This window comes from Chitinophaga deserti, assembly GCF_003149455.1.
GTDB classification, from domain to species: Bacteria; Bacteroidota; Bacteroidia; order Chitinophagales; family Chitinophagaceae; genus Chitinophaga; species Chitinophaga deserti.
The window spans coordinates 221219-241943 of record NZ_QFFK01000009.1 but is presented as its reverse complement, the minus strand read 5'-3'; the positions used below and the strand labels follow the sequence as shown (position 1 = coordinate 241943).

At 49.6% G+C, this 20725-nt stretch carries 14 protein-coding genes and 1 tRNA gene; 7 read left to right on the top strand and 8 right to left on the bottom strand.

Annotation, left to right across the window (positions count from 1 at the left end; all coding sequences use genetic code 11):
• Positions 1-62 precede the first annotated feature (62 nt).
• The 4 genes from DEV76_RS20775 to DEV76_RS20760 all read right to left on the bottom strand — a co-directional run bounded on the left by DEV76_RS20775 (position 63) and on the right by DEV76_RS20760 (position 4057).
• On the bottom strand, positions 63-1553 hold the full coding sequence (locus DEV76_RS20775; protein WP_109699853.1) for a trypsin-like peptidase domain-containing protein: 1491 nt from the start codon (positions 1551-1553) through the stop codon (positions 63-65).
• A 78-nt stretch (positions 1554-1631) separates the two neighbouring features.
• On the bottom strand, positions 1632-2867 hold the full coding sequence (locus DEV76_RS20770) for a sensor histidine kinase (protein WP_109699852.1): 1236 nt from the start codon (positions 2865-2867) through the stop codon (positions 1632-1634).
• Positions 2868-2881: 14 nt separating this feature from the next.
• Positions 2882-3556: a response regulator transcription factor gene (locus tag DEV76_RS20765; RefSeq protein ID WP_109699851.1), complete on the bottom strand. Its 675-nt coding sequence runs from the start codon at positions 3554-3556 to the stop codon at positions 2882-2884.
• Positions 3557-3679: 123 nt separating this feature from the next.
• Positions 3680-4057: a DUF805 domain-containing protein gene (locus tag DEV76_RS20760; protein WP_109699850.1), complete on the bottom strand. Its 378-nt coding sequence runs from the start codon at positions 4055-4057 to the stop codon at positions 3680-3682.
• Positions 4058-4273: 216 nt separating this feature from the next.
• Between DEV76_RS20760 and DEV76_RS20750 the strand changes: the two genes are divergently transcribed.
• Together DEV76_RS20750 and DEV76_RS20745 are read left to right on the top strand one after the other, a co-directional pair.
• A tRNA-Ala gene (locus DEV76_RS20750) sits at positions 4274-4347 on the top strand.
• A gap of 530 nt (positions 4348-4877) precedes the next feature.
• A complete protein-coding gene (locus DEV76_RS20745; protein WP_109699848.1) occupies positions 4878-5660 on the top strand; it encodes a hypothetical protein in 783 nt (260 codons plus the stop codon).
• Positions 5661-6092: 432 nt separating this feature from the next.
• Here the strand turns inward: DEV76_RS20745 and DEV76_RS20740 are convergent, their stop codons facing one another.
• On the bottom strand, positions 6093-7451 hold the full coding sequence (locus DEV76_RS20740) for a RagB/SusD family nutrient uptake outer membrane protein (RefSeq protein WP_109699847.1): 1359 nt from the start codon (positions 7449-7451) through the stop codon (positions 6093-6095).
• A gap of 17 nt (positions 7452-7468) precedes the next feature.
• Positions 7469-11074, bottom strand: a complete 3606-nt coding sequence (locus DEV76_RS20735; protein ID WP_109699846.1) for a SusC/RagA family TonB-linked outer membrane protein — start codon at positions 11072-11074, stop codon at positions 7469-7471.
• Between the two features lie 470 nt (positions 11075-11544).
• Between DEV76_RS20735 and DEV76_RS20730 the strand changes: the two genes are divergently transcribed.
• Positions 11545-12006, top strand: a complete 462-nt coding sequence (locus DEV76_RS20730; protein WP_109699845.1) for a MauE/DoxX family redox-associated membrane protein — start codon at positions 11545-11547, stop codon at positions 12004-12006.
• A gap of 87 nt (positions 12007-12093) precedes the next feature.
• The gene (locus tag DEV76_RS20725; protein WP_109699844.1) at positions 12094-12486 is read left to right on the top strand and encodes a hypothetical protein; all 393 of its coding nucleotides are present in this window, start codon (positions 12094-12096) and stop codon (positions 12484-12486) included.
• Between the two features lie 71 nt (positions 12487-12557).
• Here the strand turns inward: DEV76_RS20725 and DEV76_RS20720 are convergent, their stop codons facing one another.
• Positions 12558-13685, bottom strand: a complete 1128-nt coding sequence (locus tag DEV76_RS20720; protein WP_109699843.1) for a TlpA disulfide reductase family protein — start codon at positions 13683-13685, stop codon at positions 12558-12560.
• Positions 13686-13816: 131 nt separating this feature from the next.
• Positions 13817-14395 (bottom strand): RNA polymerase sigma-70 factor, encoded by a 579-nt coding sequence (locus DEV76_RS20715; protein ID WP_157963021.1) that lies wholly within the window; start codon positions 14393-14395, stop codon positions 13817-13819.
• 106 nt (positions 14396-14501) lie between these two features.
• On the opposite strand from DEV76_RS20715, the gene DEV76_RS20710 reads away from it, so the two are divergent.
• The 3 genes from DEV76_RS20710 (at position 14502) to DEV76_RS20700 (ending at position 20708) form a co-directional block, all read left to right on the top strand.
• The gene (locus DEV76_RS20710) at positions 14502-15506 is read left to right on the top strand and encodes a FecR family protein (RefSeq protein ID WP_109699841.1); all 1005 of its coding nucleotides are present in this window, start codon (positions 14502-14504) and stop codon (positions 15504-15506) included.
• 258 nt (positions 15507-15764) lie between these two features.
• On the top strand, positions 15765-19040 hold the full coding sequence (locus DEV76_RS20705; protein WP_157963020.1) for a TonB-dependent receptor: 3276 nt from the start codon (positions 15765-15767) through the stop codon (positions 19038-19040).
• 9 nt (positions 19041-19049) lie between these two features.
• Positions 19050-20708 (top strand): RagB/SusD family nutrient uptake outer membrane protein, encoded by a 1659-nt coding sequence (locus tag DEV76_RS20700; RefSeq protein WP_109699839.1) that lies wholly within the window; start codon positions 19050-19052, stop codon positions 20706-20708.
• Positions 20709-20725: the final 17 nt, after the last annotated feature.

The window sequence follows — 20725 nt, the reverse complement described above, 5'->3', positions numbered from 1 at the left end:
AGCCATATAAGTTTCCCGGGCATTGCAGCCCGGAAAACGGCCCCCCTGGTTACAATTCCTGCTTAATAGTCATTGATTCCGTAATAATACGTTTTTCCACTGCCGGGATACATCCCTTCAATCTGGAAGTTACCGCTTTGGCGCGCCAGGGCCGCTTTCAGCTCTTCTACCGTGCGCACAGTGATGCCGCCCACACGGGTTATAACAAATCCTTCCTTCATATTCGTTTGCTCATCGAGCAGGCCGCCATCAGTGATGGACTGCACCTGCACCCCGCCTGCAATACCCATACGGGCTGCATCCTGACGGGAAAGCGATGCAAAATCTGCACCCAGTGCGCTTACTGAAGCATTATTGCCTGCGGTCATATTGCCGAGCTTGCCTTTCAAAGTTGCTTCAACCTTGCTTTCCGAACCATTGCGCAGCAGTGAGATCGCAACTTTGTCGCCGGGTTTCAGCCTTGCTATCTGTTCAGACAGTTCGGAGCCGGAATGTACCGCACTGCCGTTTACTGCCGTAATAAGGTCTCCTTTCTTCACACCTGCCGCAGCTGCCGCTCCGGAAGGATCCGTACCCATCACAATTACACCTTCAGCGTTGGAACCGGTAACACCCAGTTCTTTCTTCTGTGCATCATCGAGGTTATCAGGCGCCATAGAGATGCCAAGGTAACCGCGCTGAACACTGCCGAACTGCTTAATATCATTCACCACCTTTTTCATGAGGTTGGATGGAATGGAATAAGCATACCCGGCATATGCACCTGTGGGTGAAGCAATGGCCGAGTTGATACCGATCAGCTCACCATTGGTATTCACGAGTGCGCCGCCACTGCTGCCGGGGTTCACTGCTGCGTCGGTTTGCAGGAATGCTTCCACCGGAGCGGAACCCTGCCGGTTGATACCGATACTGCGGGATTTGGCACTGATAATACCCTGTGTAACCGTTACATCGAGGTTCAGCGGATAACCTACCGCCAATACCCACTGGCCCAGCCGCACATCGTCGGAGTTACCAACAGGAATAGCAGGCAGGTTTTTAGCGTCTATTTTAATAAGCGCCAAGTCGGTATTAGGATCTGTTCCCACTACCTCTGCTTTGTAATTCTTGCGGTCGTTCAGCGTAACGGTGATCTCGGAAGCACCGTCTACCACGTGGTTATTGGTCACGATAAATCCATCGGGGCTAATGATAACACCCGATCCGGAAGCTTTCTGGTCAGGACGGTTAAACTGCCTGCGTGGACCTCCTTCGCCAAAGAAATGGCGGAAGATGTCATCATCCATTCCTTCGAACTGATCTGCCTGGGCAGATTGTTTGTATTTAACAACCGTGCGGATATGCACGACGGAGGGTACCGCATTCCCTGCCGCCTTTTCAAAATCAGTAGGCTGGGCCGAAGCCGGGCCTGAATATGCTGTTTGAATGAGAGGTTGGGGATTTTCGATGCCGATACTTTCCGAAATTCTGCCGGCCTTGCCGCTGAGGGCGTAACCGCCGGCTACGACGGCCCCTGCAATGAGGAGGCCTGTGAAGAGTTTCTTTGTATTCATTGTATCCAGTGTTTTATGACGTAAAACTGCCATGGCATTCTGAATACATTCTGAATATCGGGGGAAAGATGGAGGATTTTAACTTTTCATTATCACCTGGAAGCTGTGCAGCATGTTCTCCCAGCGGTATTTTACTTCAAACCCATACAGGTCGCATATTTTACGTACGATCTCGAGGCCCAGCCCCATTGATTCCGCATCTTTACTATTCTTGGCAAAGCGCTGGTAAATACGCTCTTCGGGCAAAGGATATGGCTGGCCGGTATTACTGATGGTCAATGCTCCGTTAGCACCCTTCACCACCAGCTTTCCTCCTGCCACATTATGCCTGATAGCATTGGAAAGCAGGTTACCCAGCAGCACTTCCAGCAAATTAGGGCTCATGGTCACCTTCAGCTCGTCCAGCCAGTCTTCCTCCACACTCAGCCGCTGCTGCGAAATTTGCGGCTCGTATTGGGCAAGAAGGTGCCGTGCAGCATCGCGGACGGAAACCTCCGCAGTTTCAGGAAACTGTCCGTTTTGAATACGCGTCAGCAGCAGAAGCCCTTTGTTAAGGCGGGCCATACGGTGACTGGCGTCCGCCAGCTCACTGATCAGCATGGCCTGCTGCTCTGAAAGCGGACTGGTTTGCATGAGCATTTCCAGTTTGCCCTGGAACACGGCAAGCGGAGTACGCAGTTCGTGCGAAGCATTCTCTGCAAACTCTTTCTGGGAAAGGTAGGATTGACGGCTTCTTTCCGCCAGTTGCTCCACCGCGGTATTCAGCTCCGCGAATTCAGTGATACCGGATGGCGTAAGCTGCAATGGCCCGGGATCATCCACCTTATACGCCCGCAGCTTCCGGAGGGTTTGGTAAAACGGCTTCCAGATGCGGCGTGCGAGGGATTGATTGATGAGCAGCAGGCCCGATAGCAGCAGGATCAGTAATACTGATTGCAGGATGATAATACTGCCTATCAGCCGCTGATGATCGGCCAGAGAAGATTTGATCTGCAGCCGGTACGTTTCCTGGTTGATGACAAGGTAGGAAGTGAGGAGACGGTATTTGTCTGTCGTGTACAGCGAATCCCCACCCGGTTGCCGGGGCGCCTTTTCCAGAGTAACCCCATCTTCCAGCCGCGGCTGCGGGGTTCCGGGATGAATCTCCATCACACGCAGGCGGGGTATCAGCTCAGTTTTAGAGGCAACAAGGCTGGCGTCGATATTGGAGATCACAATCCGCTGCAGCACGAAATAAAACACGGGAATAGCTACCATAAGAAGTACTATGGATAGCCAGAAGTAGTATTGAAGTGTTTTATTCAGCAGCTTCATCAGCAATCAGTTTATTAAGCTTCGAGTTTATAACCCATGCCGTATACCGCTTTGATACGATCGGCCCATCCGGCCTGCATGAGTTTCTTTTTAAGATTTTTCATGTGGGCATAAATGAAATCATAGTTATCGAACAACCCTTCGCCATCCCCGGAAAGATGTTCTGCAATGGCATGTTTGGAAACTACGCGGTTCCGGTTGGTGAGGAGATACAGCAACAGATCGTATTCCGACCGCGTAAGGTCTGCCAGCTGCTGCCCGGCGCGCACGGTTCTGGCGGCGGTATCTACCGTAAGACCGGCAGCTTCGATAATGGAAGATCCGGAAAACCTGCGGCGGCGGATCACTGCAGCAATTCGGGCACTTAGTTCGGAGAGGTGGAAAGGCTTCACGAGGTAATCATCGGCCCCGAGCTGAAGACCGGTAATCCGGTCGTCTATACCATCGCGGGCGGAAATAATGATGACGCCGTCTGTTTTGTTATTGTCGCGGAGGGCTTTAAGTACCTGCAGGCCATTACCGTCGGGCAGAGAAATATCGAGGAGGATGCAGTCGTAATCGAACGACTCGATCCGCTGGAGCGCAGTGTGCTTATCAGCGACAAGCTCACAGGTATAGGACTCTGCCTGGAGATAGTCGGCGATGCTTTGGCCGAGGGCTTTTTCGTCTTCGATGATGAGGATCTTCATAATTCCGTGATGAAAATACGGAATTTCGCCGGAAGGAAATGAAGGGAGAGACGGGATACAGGTACGTTTATAATAAAGAAAAGCCCCGCGGTTGCAGGGCTTTTCTTTATAATCAGGGATGTATTATTTAGGCTGGTTTTGATTTTCGAAGTCAAAAAGCGGAGCACCGTCGCTGTAGGGATCCGGGCCATAATTATTAACGGACTTATCCCCTTCGGTAAGTGCGAGGATAAGGCTGTATATCGGGATCAGCATGTACCAACCGCTTTTATTCACATCATGCATACGGCGGATAGCCACGGCAACACCCGGTAGTAACAAAACCAGTGATACGATCAGGTTGAGGATGCTGGCAATTACCTGGCCCAGGATGGCGCCCAGTCCGAGTGTGATGGCATAGGAAAGGATAATGTTGAACAGGAAGAATGTCCAGAATTCTGCCCTGCTGGCACGACCGTTAAAGTCGGTGAATTTCTTGAATACGGTTGTAATGTGTTTCATAGTTGTAGCTACATTTTCATTAAGTGATCTTCAATTACAATCATTTTCCGGCAATACAGCGGGCGAATCCGCGGAAGTGAGAGAAGAGATGGCTGAAGCCTTCGATTTGATATATGAATATTCTTCCGGATATATGCCTTTCTCCTCCCGCGAAAAAATTCTCAAAGTATTTTTTTGAATTTTGGAAAAAGCCCCTATTTTTGCACTCCATTCAACGGGGGATTAGCTCAGTTTGGTAGAGCGCTTGCATGGCATGCAAGAGGTCAGCGGTTCGAACCCGCTATCCTCCACGAAAAAAAGCCTTTCAGTTTTTCTGCAAGGCTTTTTGCATTTGGGGATATCTCTAAATGGACAGAGCGTTCCGAAGGCGTTCGGAAAGGTCAGCGGTTCGAACCCGCTATCCTCCACGAAAAAAAGCCTTTCAGTTTTTCTGCAAGGCTTTTTGCATTTGGGGATATCTCTAAATGGACAAAGCGTTCCGAAGGCTTCCGGAAAGGTCAGCGGTTCGAACCCGCTATCCTCCACGAAAGAAAAAACCTGTCTTCACGACAGGTTTTTTCTTTTATAACCTTCCTCACATTTCCTATCCCGCAGGATTTCACCCATCCACCATATACGTTACATCAGATATAATCATGTCCCATTTTTCGAAAACCTCTAAACCCTGATACTCTCACCTTCGAAATTATTCAAGCCTCAATACTGTTAGCCTGCGTCGTTATTCAATCCGTAATACTATGACATTGAATATCCTCCAATTCCCCCTGCCGCCGCTCAGATACGGTTGTCGTAATTTCAGCAATAACAAAAACTTATTATTATGGCAATCTTAGATGCTATGATGCCGTTCACCGGTAAACTCGGTAATGTCATCTCTTACAAGCGCAACGGCAAGCACTGTTTGCGCACCGTACCACAAACAGTCCGGCAAACGGATAATACCCGCCGTGCTGCCAAAACATTCGGCGCAGCCAGCCGTAAAGGAGCACTTATCCGCAGCGCCTTTACGCCTGAATTAGACATCCACCCCGACCGGATGCTGGTAAACCGCCTGAACAGCTACATTGTAGCAGCCGGCAGAAATAACCACGCAGGCCTCAAAGGCTTCCGATTCAATGGTCACACCGGTCTCAGTAAGTTCTTCGGAAAACTGCCTGTGTTCTCCAATGACGGTAAGCTCCACATCCCCCCACAGCCTTTGACAACTTGTGAAGATGCAGTACGCATGGAGATAAAAGTGATCGCTTCCCGGATCGACTTCAGCACCCGTACCGTTTCTGGTACAGATACTGCCCGGATCAACATTGATCTGATCCGGCCCGTCCAACACTTCCACCAATTCGAAGGCGCAGACCTGTGGATAAACGTACCCGGCAAAGGCACCCTGGTAGTAGTGGTACAGATAAAGTTCTTTTGGGAAGATTTTGATATCCGCGACCGGAAGTTCGAAGTAGCAGATATCCTGACCGTTGTGGAAGACAAACCATTACTGGCACCCCTCACCAAAACAGCGCCCCGTAAGAAACTAACCCCAATGCCAGCGGAACCTACCTGCAACACCGCTCCCATTCAAAACGGACAGCCTCTCATCCAGCGGGAATAGCAAACCGCCATAATAGCGAGTTTTTGTTATAAATAATTCATTATCAGATAATATGGAACCCAAATCTACCCGGCAGGCCACTCCTCCGCCAGCCAATGCCATGGGCCACAGGCACCCGATCTTCACTTTTACTGCCTGCTATCACTAACACCCCGCCTCCGCATCACTTCCGCATCACCTCCGCATCAAGTCCACCTCATCTCCAAACATTATTGCAGGTTCCCTCGTAGTTGTCGCGTAGACGCTACATAGACGCTACATAGATACCTGCTTCAAACAAGCTTGTAATACCATCCTAATCCAATTAGAACTACACCTTATTGCTGTGTTCGTCAATTAACTGAAACAACCCATCCCATCTGTACCATAAAATAAAAAACCACCTCACAATCATCTGCAAGGTGGTTCAGTTTATTAATGGCAGAAGGAAAGTTACCAGCCGGGGTTTTGTTTGACACCAGATTTAGTAATCACATTTCTCGGAATGGGGAAAGTGTACCTGTCACTGTTAGGAGCGAGGGTATATGTTTTACCACCCAGTGTTTTCGTGAGCGTTTTGGCGAAGCGGGGATCATTATTGAGCCTGCGGAGATCGCTCCAGCGCGTCCCTCTTCTTACCAGCTCTTTCTCCCTTTCTTCAAGGATAATCCGGAGCGCTTCATCGGTAGTGTTAGCAGTTTTATTGATATAAGTACTTACGCCGTTAACAACTCTATACCGTGTACGGAGAAGGGTATTGAGATAGTGCATAGATCTGAGGACCTCTCCTTTCCGTGCAAGACACTCTGCGAAGTTGAGATACATTTCATCTGTAGCCACTCCGGCATAACAGTCTACATCAGAACGGCTGTAACTGCCTTTGAAATTGGCGATGCCATCCACCACCTGGAAGTAGATTATGGAACGCAGATCGTTCGGCTCATACCTTTGGTATAAGCTTTTCGCTATGCCAAAGTAATACACTGATCCCTGTTGGAAATAGTGCAGGCTACCCACTTCCACATTCAGTGCTATATATGGAAGGGTAGAGTCCAGCGTATTAAAATCAAGTAATGCAGGATATTTGGCAAGATAGAGATCCGCATACTTTTGTGCGCTGTCGTACACCTGCATGGATAAATATATCCGGGAAAGCAGGCCCCAGGCCGATCGCCGGGTAGGACGAAATATTTCTGCAGAATGCTCCGGCAGCAGCTGAACAGCAGCAGTTACATCTGCCAGAATCTGTTTGTAAGTATCCCCTACCGTAGCCCGCTGTACCGGTATGCTCAGATCATCGCTCGTTCTTACCGGAATCCCGAATTCATCGGAAAGATTGGCAGGATCGTAAGGATGCGCAAATGTGGAAGCCAGGCAATAATGAAAGTACCCCCTGTGATACAATGCTTCCCCTTTCAATTCCCTTACTGCCGCGCCGTCTCCTAATTTATTCAGTCCTGTGAGTATTACGTTTGTATGAAAGATGCCCGGATACATGGCAGACCAGTCGTAGTTTTCCTGATAGGGTACAATTTCAGTCCAGCTCATGGCATTTCCAAAATACGAGCGCTCGTAAGAGGTCCAGAAATCCCCGCTTAGTGTATCATGATCTGTGGCTACTTCTGCCAGATAACCGGTATTCATATACAGGTTATCCGGGTTATCCAGCATAGCCCTGAAGTCGGCAATTGTAGCCGGACTGGCGATAGCACTGTCAGATTTTGCATCCAGCCATTCTTTCATGCACCCTTGCAGGGCGGTAACTATCAGCAGTCCGGTTGCTATCACTATGTATCGGATGATTGTCCTCATGAGCTGTATTCAAAATATTATAATCTTACAATCGCGCTGAACGTGTAACTCTTCGATGCCGGGTAATTCAGGTTTTCAGGATCAAGCCCCTTCCCGTTGGCACGCCAGATAATTCCCAGGTTGGAAGCCATGGCTCTTAATGTGATCCCTGCAATATTGCGGTTGACCAACCGCTGTGGCAGTGTATATTCCAATACAACATCCTGCAGCCGGATGTTGTCTCCTTTTTCCACCAGAATATAAGACTGCCTGTAGAACAAATCCCTGAGCGCATTATTGCTGAGCGACTCTGACGGAATGCTTGTTATTCTTTCATCGCCCGGCTGCTGCCACCTGTTGGCGAAATCACTATGACCTGTCCAGTTATTCAACAGTTCATCGTAGTATATGGAAGGGCGCTGGAAATAATAATCCAGGTTATAGCGAATGTTAAAAGACAAGGCGATATCTTTCCATGCAACGCTATTCAGAAAATTTCCAAAGATCCGGGGCACCCTTGAGCCGACTTTTATCAGATCCTTCGGACGGGTATTCTTCCCTTTCATTACCTGGTCGTATGAAGCCAGTGTATCCGCCAGGTAGCCCTGCGGATCGCCATTTTGGGCATTCAGTCCTCCCCACCGGTATACATACATATCAAACAACGAGCTGCCAACAATGGGAGAAGTCCCTACCAGGTAAGTACCTGCATCTTCCAGCATACCCGGGCTCGTATATTCGTACCTGCTGGTTTTATTGGTATTGAAACTGAAGTTGAAAATGCTTCGCCAGTTAAACTGTGAAGTTTCGATAGGCACAGCATTGATCTGTACATCCACCCCTTTGCCTTTTACAGTCGCATAATTCCCCAGATAATTGGAGAACCCTTTGGTAATATCGTTGACGATGGGCCCGATCAGATCTTCCCCATTCTTCTGGTAATATTCGATTACACCACCTAAGCGGCGGTTCAGCAGCGAAAAATCCAGTCCTATGTTCCAGGTCTTCACCTTTTCCCAGGTAAGGTTGGGATTAGGCGGCCTGAGGATGATAGCATCCGGGATAGCCTGGTATGCATTCACGATATTGCGGTATGAGATAACGGGTAATGCAGACGCCGAATTCAGCAGATTACCATTCCAGCCATAAGTAAACCGGAGGTTCAGCTGATTCAGGGCCGGCGATTGCTGCATGAAGGGTTCCTTCAGGATGTTCCAGGCCATACCGGCAGACCATAAAGGCACTCTCCTGTCGTTTGCATTCACACCAAACAAATTCGCGGCATCCCATCTAATGCTGCCCGTGAGCGTATACCGCTGTGCGTATGCATATGAAAAGTTACCGTAGTAACTAAGAAACCTGTTTAAATAACTGGTAACCCCGCTGCCCGACAAAATCATGGCCATGGCGCCTGAAGGCCGTGTACGGTATGTACGTGTAAAATCTACCGGCGCATTCGTTGTGGTTTCTTCATTGTAACCATACAGGGTGGAAATATTACTTTCCGTTTTCGTTTCACTGATCTCCCCTCCTGCCAGCATATTCACCTGGTGCTGGTTCCACTGCTTTTCATAGTTTAGCTGTCCGCGTAAGTTAAAAGAGTTCTGTTTTATGTTCCGCATTACAAGCCTTGCACCCAAAGGATAAGGATAAACCATATTCCCGGTGATCTGGTCCTGGAAAGAAAAACGGTTGATATTATCCCGGGAATCGAATGAAGCGAGTGTGTACAGCAGATCTTCCCTGCTGTTCAGCTTATGAATCATCCCTTTTACATCTGCAGATAATCCTTTTACGATATTTATCCGGATGTTCGTACCCACCCGGAGGTTATCGCCCTTTGTTTTGATACTGACATTATCCAGTTCATCCAGCGGACGGTAATTCCAATCCAGTATTCCCGGTGCGCGCAGGGTATCGATATACTTCTTCCGGAGCCCGCGGGTAAAAGGGATTGGCAACGCATTTCCGGCCGCATCTGCCAATGCGGTATAAGGCGCCAGCCATTCTTCGCCGGAGGTTACAGGAAGCAGCTGGCGGTAGTTCAGCTCAGGCTGCCGGTCGGTAGTATTGGCATAATTGACAACGTACCCCACTTCAACAAACCTGCTGATCTTAAAAGAATTATTAATGTCGAATGTGAAACGCTCGCTGTTGGTATTGGCAACATCCAGCCGGCTACGGTCGTACCCTCCGGAGAAATAATAAGAAGAGCGGTCACTTCCGCCTTTATAACTGACATTGTATTGCTGGGTAAATGCAGGCCGGGTCATGTACCGCGATACATCATCCCATACAGAATGGTTACCCAGATCTGCAAGCGATGTTTCCAGTTCTGCACCCGTCATCTCACCGCGCCGCGCGGCCAGCATTAATTCAACAGCAGGAGAAGCCACCGGGAAGTAACTGCCGGAAGGATAGCTGTCGTCATAGCTATTGAAAAATCCGGTAGCGAAACGCCTTTTCTCAAAAGCAACGGCATCTGCAGAACTGATAACGGATAATTTATCCAGGTGTGGCCGCTCTGTTGCAGACAGGTATGCGGTAATGTTTAATTCAGGCTTAGCGTTGTATTTCCCTCTTTTGGTGGTGATGACAATAACGCCGTTTCCCGACCGGGCGCCCCAGATAGAAGCTGCTGCCGCATCTTTCAAAACCGTAATGGATTCTACATCATTAGGGTTCAGCCTTCGGATTATCTCTTCCGGATTATCACCTTCCTCATATGGGAATCCGTCAATAACGATCAGCGGGCTTCTTCCGGCGTTGATGGTACTTACGCCACGTATCATGTAGCTGGTCCTGGTAAAACCATGCATCTGGGGCATAACGTAGTTCAGTCCATTGGTTACGTACCTGATCCTGTCGAGTATGTTAACGGAAGGTGTACGGTTCAGGATTTTGCTGTCGAGTAAAACGAAACTCCCCGTTACCCGTTCTTTGGGGATATGCTGATAACCGGTAGATACAACTTCAACCGCCCTGATTTCACTGACAGCAGAATCCAGGACAACATGGAGGAAACTTTTACCGCCTGCTTTCACCTGGCGGGTGGCAAAGCCTAAAGATGAAAATACGAGTGCTTCATTACCCTGTATCCCGCTTAATACAAAACGGCCATCGTCATCCGTAATCGTACCTGCATTACCGTTTTTTGAAACTACAGTGGCGCCCTGCAACGGTGTGCCATCGCTGCTGACTACCATACCGGCCAGGGGTGTGATGCCAAGGCTATCCCGGGCAATCCCGGCCGGAGGTGTTTTGGCAGGTATTAACACGATGTAATCTTTCCCGATCCTCCATTGAACAGGCTGATGCTGGAACAGCATGCTCAGTACATCCGGCAGGGTTGCATTCTTAACATGCATGGTAACCGGTCTGGATTCCGGTTTGGCTTTGGTGCCATAGTAAAAAGTTTTCCCTGTTTGCTTTTCAATCATCCGGATAACTGTTTCCATAGGCTGTGCAGTAACCTGTAGCGTGATACGGCCTGTGTCCTGCAGGATATTTGCCCTTAGCGTAACGGGAGCCAGAAATATTAGCGTTAATACAAACAACCATCTGCTACAACAATGCGTATTGATGTAGATTTTATCCATGGGCGATTTCTTTAATTGCACACCGCTGTCGGTAACATTATTCATGAAACGGGGGAACGCGTTAAATTGGAGGGAAGGGAGATAATTGCAGGCGTAAACAGGGAGAAAAAATCCATGTCAATAATACTTTAATAAAGTAATGAAAACGACTGCCAATATATGTTATTAGTTTGTTAACGCGAATTCGTAAATTAGCAGTACATCCTGTTGAAAGCCGGAGGCAAAATATAAGTAAATAACTCTTTATTAATAAGTTATAATGATATCAACTATCAAATATTATGGATTTTAAATTTATCACCCACTGCGCCCTGTTTGCAGTGGCTTGTAATAGTTTTGAAGCATTAAAGTTTTAGACAAGCCATACATTAAGACATGAATTCCGTTGATCGCTGAAAATAAAAGACGACATACGATTTATCGTGTAGTGCGAAATCTTCCTTTTGCTTCTTTGTAATTTATATCTGCTTTCATAAATAAGCATGATGATCCTATTGCCCAAATAACGCATACATATGACACAGCAGCATGAGCACTTGCCAGCTAACCATGCCCCTGCGGCCTGGAAGCCGATCATAATCGAATCATTTGTTGCCATCCTATTGATTGTATTATTATACACTGGTATTTCCAAGCTAATCGACAGGCTCAGTTTTGAGATCAACCTTCAGCAACATTCCATATTCAGTGAACATGCGCGGCTTGTTTCCTATGCAGCTCCGGTGCTGGAAATTGTAATTGCCATTGCGCTCATATTCAACAAAACCCGGCAGGCAGGCCTCGCAGCATCTGCTGTATTAATGGCTTTTTTTACAGGATACGTAGTGTATATGATGATTACACTGCCCCATTTGCCATGTAGTTGTGGCGGAGCCGTAGCCTGGCTGAGCTGGCCGCAGCACATTGCATTCAATGCCCTGCTCACGGTAATAGCGGGCATCACATTCGCCCTTAACCGGAAGGTAAAAACAAGCTGAAAATAACTCGCTGATTGTTCCATAAGCAAGTTGATCCCTGACTTGCCACACAGACTGTATACTCGTTAACAATTTAAAAAGACAAAAATGACAAAGTTCAAATTCACAGCTATGGCTGTTGCTATCCTGACGATTGGTGCCACCTTTGCCCTCAATGCCAACGCACTTGGAAAACGTTCCGTTACCTCCTGTTTCAGAAATGTGGTACTTCAAAATGCCGCGGGTACTTATTTCTATACCCCGGACATTGCTGACCCGCGGGCTACTGTTGAAGCCGCCATCGTTACCAATGCCATCAAATACCTGGATGCCACCCCCTCCACCCTCACCACGCTGGGCAGCTTAAACAGTAACTTTTACAGTTGCATTAAGCTCACTGAAACTTTTGATTACCTCCCAAACGTCAGCCAATTCTCCATTAGTGGTGTTACTGCTAAATGGGTAGTGCATGAAATTCTGTACAAACCTACATGGAACTAATAGCGCACACCTCATCTGCGAAAGGGTTGTACACACAGCTCTTTCGCATTTTTTTACATCCTCGTCCGGCCTCAGATGGGTTCGTTCCGTTCAATCTGATGCAGTAAACTGTCTACCAGCGGCAACAGGCGGCTATTCCCGACAAATGCCTTATCCGTTAAAGGCTTTTCTCCGGCCTGCTGAATTACCATATTCTGCAGATACAATATCTTTCCATGCCGATCAATGAGGAAGTAGGCAGGTAAATTCCATACTCCCATCACCCCGCTGGCTCCATCAGAAAACTTATCGATAAAATGCATCCAGGGCGTTTTATCTTCTGCCACTGCTTTCTTCCACGCGGCTTCATTATCATCTACAGACAGACCTATGATATCAAAGCCCCTGCTCTTCATTTTCTCCCTTACTTCCATTAACTCCGGAACTGCCTCCCGGCAGGGCGTACACCAGCTGGCCCACACATCCACCAGCGTCAGCTTATGCTTTGCCAGCACATCATGCAGCGCCTGTGCCCCGCCTCCCGGATTTACAATCCCGAAATTAGGGACCACATTGCCTTTGGGGCCTTCTTTGTAAAATGCGGGAAAGTTCTCACGGCGGGCGATCTCTAAATTTACTTTCGAGCCAAACTGGCTCTTCTTTACAGCCGGGGTCATGTTGCTGTAGAAAGACTTTACAGTGTCTAACGGATATAAATTGATCAGCCGGGTAATAATAAAGGGAACAAAAGAAGAAGCAGGTTTAGATCTGATAAATGCAGTGATCTCCGTTACATCATTATCTTTTGCCGTTGCGAGGAGGCCCAGGTATTGCAGGTATTCATCATGAGCACCGGAGCCTGTCAGCTTAATTTCATCAAGGGCAGTTACATCACCAGCCAGCGCTATCACCGAGTTCTCCAGCCACAATGCTTTGCTTTTATGCACCGGGTTCAGTGAGGGGGCTACCTTCAGGTAATAGAAATCCGCGCCAAAAGGCATTCTGCCGGTGAACCTGAAATCTTCCCCTTTGGAAATGGCTTTGTGAACGGTATCCTCCCCGGCATTCGTCAAATACAACACAGCACCATCGGGCAGCCCGCTGAGGTGCCCCTTCAATACAAAACCTTTAGCAGCAGGAGCTTCCTGCGCATGCAATTGAATTATTAAACATAGTAACAGGGAAAAAATACCGATTCCGGCCGTAACTGAAATCTTCATATCCTATATCATTTTACCATACGCCTAAATACCTCACCGGCAACCTGTGAACAGTACACATTTCTATATAGATAAATGATAATATAAAAAGGGTGAATAAGATGTTCCTGAAACATCCCGGGGCTGTAAACTCACTTCATAACGGTCATTACCGCAACAATTCCCAGCACCCCAAAATCTTTCAGTTCATCCCGCATTACGCCTAAACTCCGGCTCATGTGCTTCTCCACCGCTTTTACGGATATGCCGAGCCGCTCTGCGATCTCTTTATAAGAAAGGTGATCTCTCCGGGAGAGGAGAAAAATTTCCCGGCTGCGTTCCGTTAACTTGTCGAGCGCGGCAGCAAATACCTTTTCCAGCTGCTGCAGATCGTAATTGATGTGAAGGGCCGTTACCTGTTCGGGCGGCATCTGGGCATGGTGCTGTTCGTGTAACAGTGAATTCCGTAACTCATTAAAGATCCGGTTACGGAGGGCATTATACAGATAGGAGCGGATGTTTTCGATATGGGAAAGCTCGGCCCGGCGGCGGTATAAATTGGCGAATACTTCCTGCAGCAGATCTTCTACGATGGCCTGAACCGGCACTTTCTTATAGGCAAACTGGTACATCGCACCCGCATGGCGCTGGTACAGCACCTCGAATGCCCGTGCATCGTTCCCGGCCAGCAACGTCACCAGTTCCTTATCAGACAGTGCGGTATATCCCATGATCTGGAGTAAAAATAGGAGAAAAAACAGGACGATCCCCATTTTTTGCCCAAAAGGGGTAGGGTAAGGATGCCCTGCCGTGTCTTATAGAAACACAAGCGCCCGAATGAACGATCAACAATTGTTGCAACTGCTGGATAAATACCTCCGCAACGAGTGCACACCGGAAGAAAAAATGCTTCTTGAAAGCTGGTACGAGCGGTACGAATCTCCCCTCGGAGATACTGCCCCCGACCCTGCTCCCCGGATCTCAGCGGTATACGACAGCATTGCTGCCCGCCTGCGGGAAGAAGGGGAAATGCCTGCATTGGAACCTGCTCCCGTCCGCCGCATGGCTCCCCGCTGGTGGAAGGCCGCAGCTGCTGCAGCGTTGATCCTTGCCGGCACCGCTGCATTCTGGTTCACCCGCCAGCCTGCCATGCTTGTGGCTACTGCCCCCGCCGGCAACAGCTCCTTCGTGGAACTCCCCGATGGCAGCCGCGTATGGCTCAACGTACGCAGCTCTCTCGAATATGCAGGAGACATGAGGAAAAACGGCCGCGAGGTATTCCTACGCGGCGAAGGCTATTTCGAAGTATCCCCCAACCAGAAGCAGCCGTTTATCATTCATACAAACGACCTGTCTGTCCAGGTACTGGGCACCTCCTTTAACCTGAAAGCCTACGACGAAGATGCCGCCCTCGAAACTACCCTCGTGGATGGTAAAATAGCCGTTGCCCTGCGTAACCAGCCTTCCCAGCGCCAGTTACTCTCCCCCGGCCAGAAGCTGCTCCTCACCAGGAAAGCCACACCGGGTGCACAGGGGCAGGACTGGGGCGCTTTCTATGCATTACTCGAAAACACAGCAAACACAATAAAAGATACTATCGTTAATGAATCACTATGGCGGAAAGGCCGCCTTCAGTTCAGGGACCAGTCGTTCACTGAACTGGCCAAAACCATGGAAAGGTGGTACGACAAGCGTATCATCATCCGGGATGCCAGCCTTAACGACAACCGTTTTTCAGGGGAATTTCGCAAAGAAGACATTACACGGGCCCTTAAAGCCCTGCAGCTCATCGCTAATTTCACGTACGACATGAGAGGAGACACCGTATTTATTCAGCAATAACGTCAACCATCAAATTACAGCTATGGAAGGATTCACACCAGTAAACACATCAGGCTAAACACTCTCCGGCCGCCATTCAATTAAAAAGGGATAGTGCTGGCACACTACCCCCTTATGCTAAACATGGAAAGAAACAACGATTCCGTGCGGGAAGCTTATTGTTTCAAATTGTCTAACACTCAATCCAAATTTATGAAAAAATCGCTGCGTTCAAAACCAGCATTACCCAAGCATTTCTTGCGAAAAACATTACTGTTTATGAAGCTATGCCTGATTCTCATGACCGTAACCGTTCTGCAATTGCAGGCCGCCGTGGGATATTCGCAAAACCGGTTCTCTATCGAAAGCCGGCAGATAGAACTTAAAAAGCTGCTGGAGTGGATTGAAACGAAAAGCACTTACCGATTTCTTTACAATATCAAAACCTTCCCCGCCGCGGAAAAGGTGGATGTCAAATTCGATAACGCCACCCTCCCCGCCATGCTCGACCGCGTGCTCCAGGGCCGTTCCCTTACTTATCGTATCCTTGAAGACGGGCTAGTAGTGATCTCTCCCGCCAAACAGGAAGAGAAAATTACCGTCAAAGGCAAGGTTACCTCGGCAGAACAAACCGAACTGATCGGTGTGAGCATCCAGCTCAAAGGCACCAGTCAGGGTACCTCTACCGACGAACGGGGTAACTTCTCTCTCTCCGTTCCACCCAAAGGCATACTCATCATCTCCTACATCGGTTACGAACCGGTAGAAGTGCCGGTTAACGGCCGCACCCAATTACCCACGATCGTACTCAAATCTTCCAGCTCAGGACTGAACGAAGTAGTGGTGCTCGGCTATGGCCAGAAGCAGGTACGCCAAAGCGTTACCGGTGCTATCAGCAGCATCCAGACCAAAGAGCTGAAGCAGAGCCCGGTAGCCAACCTCACCAATGCGCTCGCCGGCCGTCTTCCAGGTCTCATCACCACACAACGCAGCGGCCGCCCCGGCTCCGATTATTCGCAGCTCTTCATCAGAGGTATCAATACCACCGGTAACTCTAACCCGCTGGTGGTGATCGATGGTTTGCCACGTGGTAACGCCGATCTCGGTCAGCTCGATGCCAACGAGATAGAATCCGTGTCTATCCTGAAAGACGCATCTTCCACTGCCCTCTACGGTATCCAGGGTGCCAACGGCATCGTACTGGTGACCACCCGCCGTGGACAGGACGGGCCTCCCAATATCCAGATCAACCTGCAATCTGCCGTTCAGCAGCCCGTTGCCTTCCCCCGCTTCCTGGATTCCTACCGCTCCGGTAAACTCCAGAACGAAGCCGCGAAAAATGATGGCATGGCGCCCCGCTGGTCTGAACAGGAACTGGAATATTTCCGTACCGGCCTCAAACCCTACGATTATCCCAATACCGACTGGTACAACGAAATGGTGCGCGACTATTCGCCCCAAAAGACTGCCAACGTTAATATCAGCGGCGGATCGAAGTATGTACGGTATTTTGTTTCCGGATCATACATCCGCCAGGAACCACTGTACAAAAACGCCAGTCAGAACATCTACGGCGTTAAATACAAATACGACCGGTTCAACTTCCGCTCCAACATAGACATCACGCTCGACAAAAACACCGACCTGCAGGTAGACCTGGCCTCCCGCCTGGAAAACCGTACCAGTCCATCCCTGGACCGTGCCGGTGGAGAACTGTACTGGGTAGTGCTGTCGCAGATGACCAACAACCTTACTACCGTGCGCAACCCCAATGGCAGCATTGCCTCCGGGAACATGCGCGAGGATTTCTATAACCTGTACGGCATGCTTACCCAGAACGGTTACCTCGATGCCTACTGGCACAGTACCAATGGTTCTGTGGCACTGACCCGTAAGCTGGATTTCATCACCCCCGGCCTGAAAGTGAAAGGACTGTTCACCTTCGAGAACTTCGGTGATATCATTACCGCACTCGACCAGGAGTTTGATTCCTACCGCTACAAATCGAAGCCCGGTACGCACGATGGTGAGTATTTCCAGCACCGCACTGCTACCAGCCTGCAACGCTCCGGTGCAGCATCCGGCCAACGTTACTATTACTACGACCTGAAGCTGATGTACGACCGTGATTTCGGTAAGCATTCACTGGGCGGATTGTTCCTCTTTAACCGTAACCACCGTGCTATGGCAGGCGATCTGCCATATGTGTATGAAGGTTATGTGGGCAGGGCCACCTATAACTACGATAAAAAATACTACCTCGAATTCAACGCGGGTTATAACGGTTCCGAAAACTTCCCCACCGGTAAGCGCTTTGGCTTCTTCCCTGCTGCATCTGCCGCGTGGATGATCAGTAACGAAGATTTCATGCCGAAGAATACCGCGCTGAGCTTCCTGAAGCTCCGCTTCTCGCATGGCTATGTGGGTAACGATCAGATCGGCGGAGGCCGCTGGCTGTACATGTCTGATTACTCCCGTACCGACGGGTTCACTTTTGGCAACGTGGCTACCGGCACTGGTGGTTATTACGAAAGCAGGATCGGTAATACAGCCATTACCTGGGAGAAAGCTGCCAAAACCAATCTTGGTATAGAAACCGGATTCCTGAAAGACAGGATCAAGCTGAATGTGGACCTGTTCCGTGAACTGCGGTCAGACATTCTCACGCCTGCCGGAACCATCCCCTCCTACCTTGGTATCACCGCAGCCATCAACCGTAACCGCGGCCGTATCAGGAACCGTGGTATCGAAACCGACCTGCATATCAACCTGGATATTGACCGGGTAGGTGTGTTCGCCAAAATCAATTACCAGTACGTAAAAAACAAGATACTGGACATGGATGAACCCAAGCTGGAATACGCCCATCAGAGCAAAGCCGGTTACCCTATCGGTTATGAACTGGGGTATATATCCGAAGGCTTCTTCCAGTCGCAGGACGATATCAACAAACACGCGAAACAAACATTCGCTCCCCTTATCCCCGGTGATCTCAAGTACAAAGATTACGACGGTAACGGGGTGATCAATGAAGCCGACCGTGTGATGATGCCCATGATGAACGTACCTACCAGCTACTTCGGTGCCACGTTTGGTATTAACTACAAAGGGCTGGATGTGAGTGCCCTCTTCCAGGGTGCCCTCGGTGGCCGGCAGATCTATTCTGCACAGCTGACGTGGAACTACCGTGAAAGCTACCGCCCCTTCCACGAAGGCCGCTGGACGCCTGAGAACGCTGCCAACGCCACCTTCCCCGCACTGCACTATTCCGAAAGCAACATGGGTAATAACTTCATCAACTCCAGCTTCTGGGTACGTAATACCGATTACATTAAACTGAAAAATGTGGAGATCGGATACCGCCTGCCCAGAGACTGGACCAGCCGCGTGAAGATCAAGAATGCCCGTATTTATGTAAACGGTATGAACCTCATCAGCTGGGATAGCGTACGCGAGCTTGGCATCGATCCTGAATCCAACACGGGCGACCGCTGGGGCTGGCAGCCTTATCCTATCATGCGAGTATATAACGCAGGTATTACCATCAATCTCTAAACTGGCAACATGAAAATAACTAGCATAACAAAGCGATTCATCTGGCTGTTGCTGCCCTCTCTTTTTGCATGCAACAAGAATTTCCTGGACCGCAAACCCAGCGATAAGATTACCGAGGCAGAAGTGTTCAGGAATATCGAGAATGCTGAAAAGTTTGTAAACGTTATCTACCAAAGCCTCCCCGGCCTCTTCCAACCCGGAGGCGCCTGGATACTCGGCAGCGCTACAGACGAAACAAATCAGTCTATCGACGCTACCGCCACCTCTCCCGATGCCGGAAGCTTCAATACCAGTTCCATGAGCCCCATGGCATTTCCCATGCAGGGGCTGTGGGCGGAATACTATGGCAAGATTCGTTCCTGCAACACTTTCCTCGCCAACTACAACAACATCCCTAACGATCCCAACTATCCGCAACGTAAGGCGCGTATGCGTGGTGAAGTACTCCTGCTGCGCGGGTTCTACTACTTCCAGCTGGTGATCCGCTGGGGCGACGTTCCCCTGCTTACGCAGGTACAGAACCCGTTCGATAATCCTGAAGACATTTACTACAAACGTAACTCCATTCAGGAAGTGGTACAGGCCATCGTTAACGACCTGAACGAAGCGGCTACCCTGCTACCCGCAGGATATACAGACAGGCCCAATAACTGGGGCCGTGGCAGCAAAACCATTGCGCTTGCACTCAAGGGAAGATTGCTGCTGTACAATGCCAGCCCGCTCTTCAACCCCGGCAACGTTACCTCCCGCTGGGCACAGGCCGCCGAGGCCTGCCGTGCAGCATTGGATACTGCACTGAATAACGGTTACATCCTCAATCCACAATACAACGATGCATTCACCCAGTATTTCAGCCGCGAGGTAATCTGGAGCCGTCCTGCTCCGGGTGCTTACCGCGATGGTGGTATTGACCAGGAAATGAACCCGCGCGGAGCCAGCGGATACGGTAACATCACTCCCCTGCAGGAGCTGGTGGATGATTATGAAATGAAGAAAACCGGTCTACCCATCACCGATCCCGCTTCCGAATACAATCCGCAGCGCCCCTACGATGGCCGCGATCCGCGTTTCGCATTCACCATCCTCTACCCCGGTGCCATGTGGAAAGGCCGCCAGCTGGATCCCAATGGCGCTGATGCACCCCGGCCCGGACAGATCGTTTCCAACTACTGGCCCCGGAAATACCTCCTCGAAAACGTGAACCTCTTCAACCTCACCGGCGCTACCGACCGTAAGTGGGTACTGATCCGCCTCGCTGAATTGTACCTCAACTACGCCGAAGCACAGAACGAAGCCGGTGGTTCCGCTACGGAAGTAAATGCTGCCATCAACGCAGTTCGCGGAAGGGTGAACATGCCCGAATACCTGGGTGGTACGCAGGAGCAGACCCGCGCAAAGATCCGGAATGAAAGAAGGGTTGAACTGGCACTGGAAGGCCATCGCTTCTGGGACGTACGCCGCTGGAAAATCGCGGAAATCGTTGATAACAGGGATGTGCATGGCGTAAAGGTTATAGGCCAGGGTAACGTAACCTACGAATACCCCGTGGTGGAAAAGCGCACATTCAACAAGAACAAAGACCGTGATTACTGGCTGCCCATTCCTCAGAATGAAATAGATAAGGTAGCCGGCCGCAACGACCAGTTCAGGCAAAATCAGGGATGGTAAAACCAATCAAAACCGAC

Excerpts from the sequence above, each read along its gene's own strand:
- DEV76_RS20775 (WP_109699853.1), bottom strand. The coding sequence starts at position 1,553 with ATGAATACAAAGAAACTCTTCACAGGCCTCCTCATTGCAGGGGCCGTC.
- DEV76_RS20770 (WP_109699852.1), bottom strand. The coding sequence starts at position 2,867 with ATGAAGCTGCTGAATAAAACACTTCAATACTACTTCTGGCTATCCATA.
- DEV76_RS20765 (WP_109699851.1), bottom strand. The coding sequence starts at position 3,556 with ATGAAGATCCTCATCATCGAAGACGAAAAAGCCCTCGGCCAAAGCATC.
- DEV76_RS20760 (WP_109699850.1), bottom strand. The coding sequence starts at position 4,057 with ATGAAACACATTACAACCGTATTCAAGAAATTCACCGACTTTAACGGT.
- DEV76_RS20745 (WP_109699848.1), top strand. The coding sequence starts at position 4,878 with ATGGCAATCTTAGATGCTATGATGCCGTTCACCGGTAAACTCGGTAAT.
- DEV76_RS20740 (WP_109699847.1), bottom strand. The coding sequence starts at position 7,451 with ATGAGGACAATCATCCGATACATAGTGATAGCAACCGGACTGCTGATA.
- DEV76_RS20735 (WP_109699846.1), bottom strand. The coding sequence starts at position 11,074 with ATGAATAATGTTACCGACAGCGGTGTGCAATTAAAGAAATCGCCCATG.
- DEV76_RS20730 (WP_109699845.1), top strand. The coding sequence starts at position 11,545 with ATGACACAGCAGCATGAGCACTTGCCAGCTAACCATGCCCCTGCGGCC.
- DEV76_RS20725 (WP_109699844.1), top strand. The coding sequence starts at position 12,094 with ATGACAAAGTTCAAATTCACAGCTATGGCTGTTGCTATCCTGACGATT.
- DEV76_RS20720 (WP_109699843.1), bottom strand. The coding sequence starts at position 13,685 with ATGAAGATTTCAGTTACGGCCGGAATCGGTATTTTTTCCCTGTTACTA.
- DEV76_RS20715 (WP_157963021.1), bottom strand. The coding sequence starts at position 14,395 with ATGGGATATACCGCACTGTCTGATAAGGAACTGGTGACGTTGCTGGCC.
- DEV76_RS20710 (WP_109699841.1), top strand. The coding sequence starts at position 14,502 with ATGAACGATCAACAATTGTTGCAACTGCTGGATAAATACCTCCGCAAC.
- DEV76_RS20705 (WP_157963020.1), top strand. The coding sequence starts at position 15,765 with ATGAAGCTATGCCTGATTCTCATGACCGTAACCGTTCTGCAATTGCAG.
- DEV76_RS20700 (WP_109699839.1), top strand. The coding sequence starts at position 19,050 with ATGAAAATAACTAGCATAACAAAGCGATTCATCTGGCTGTTGCTGCCC.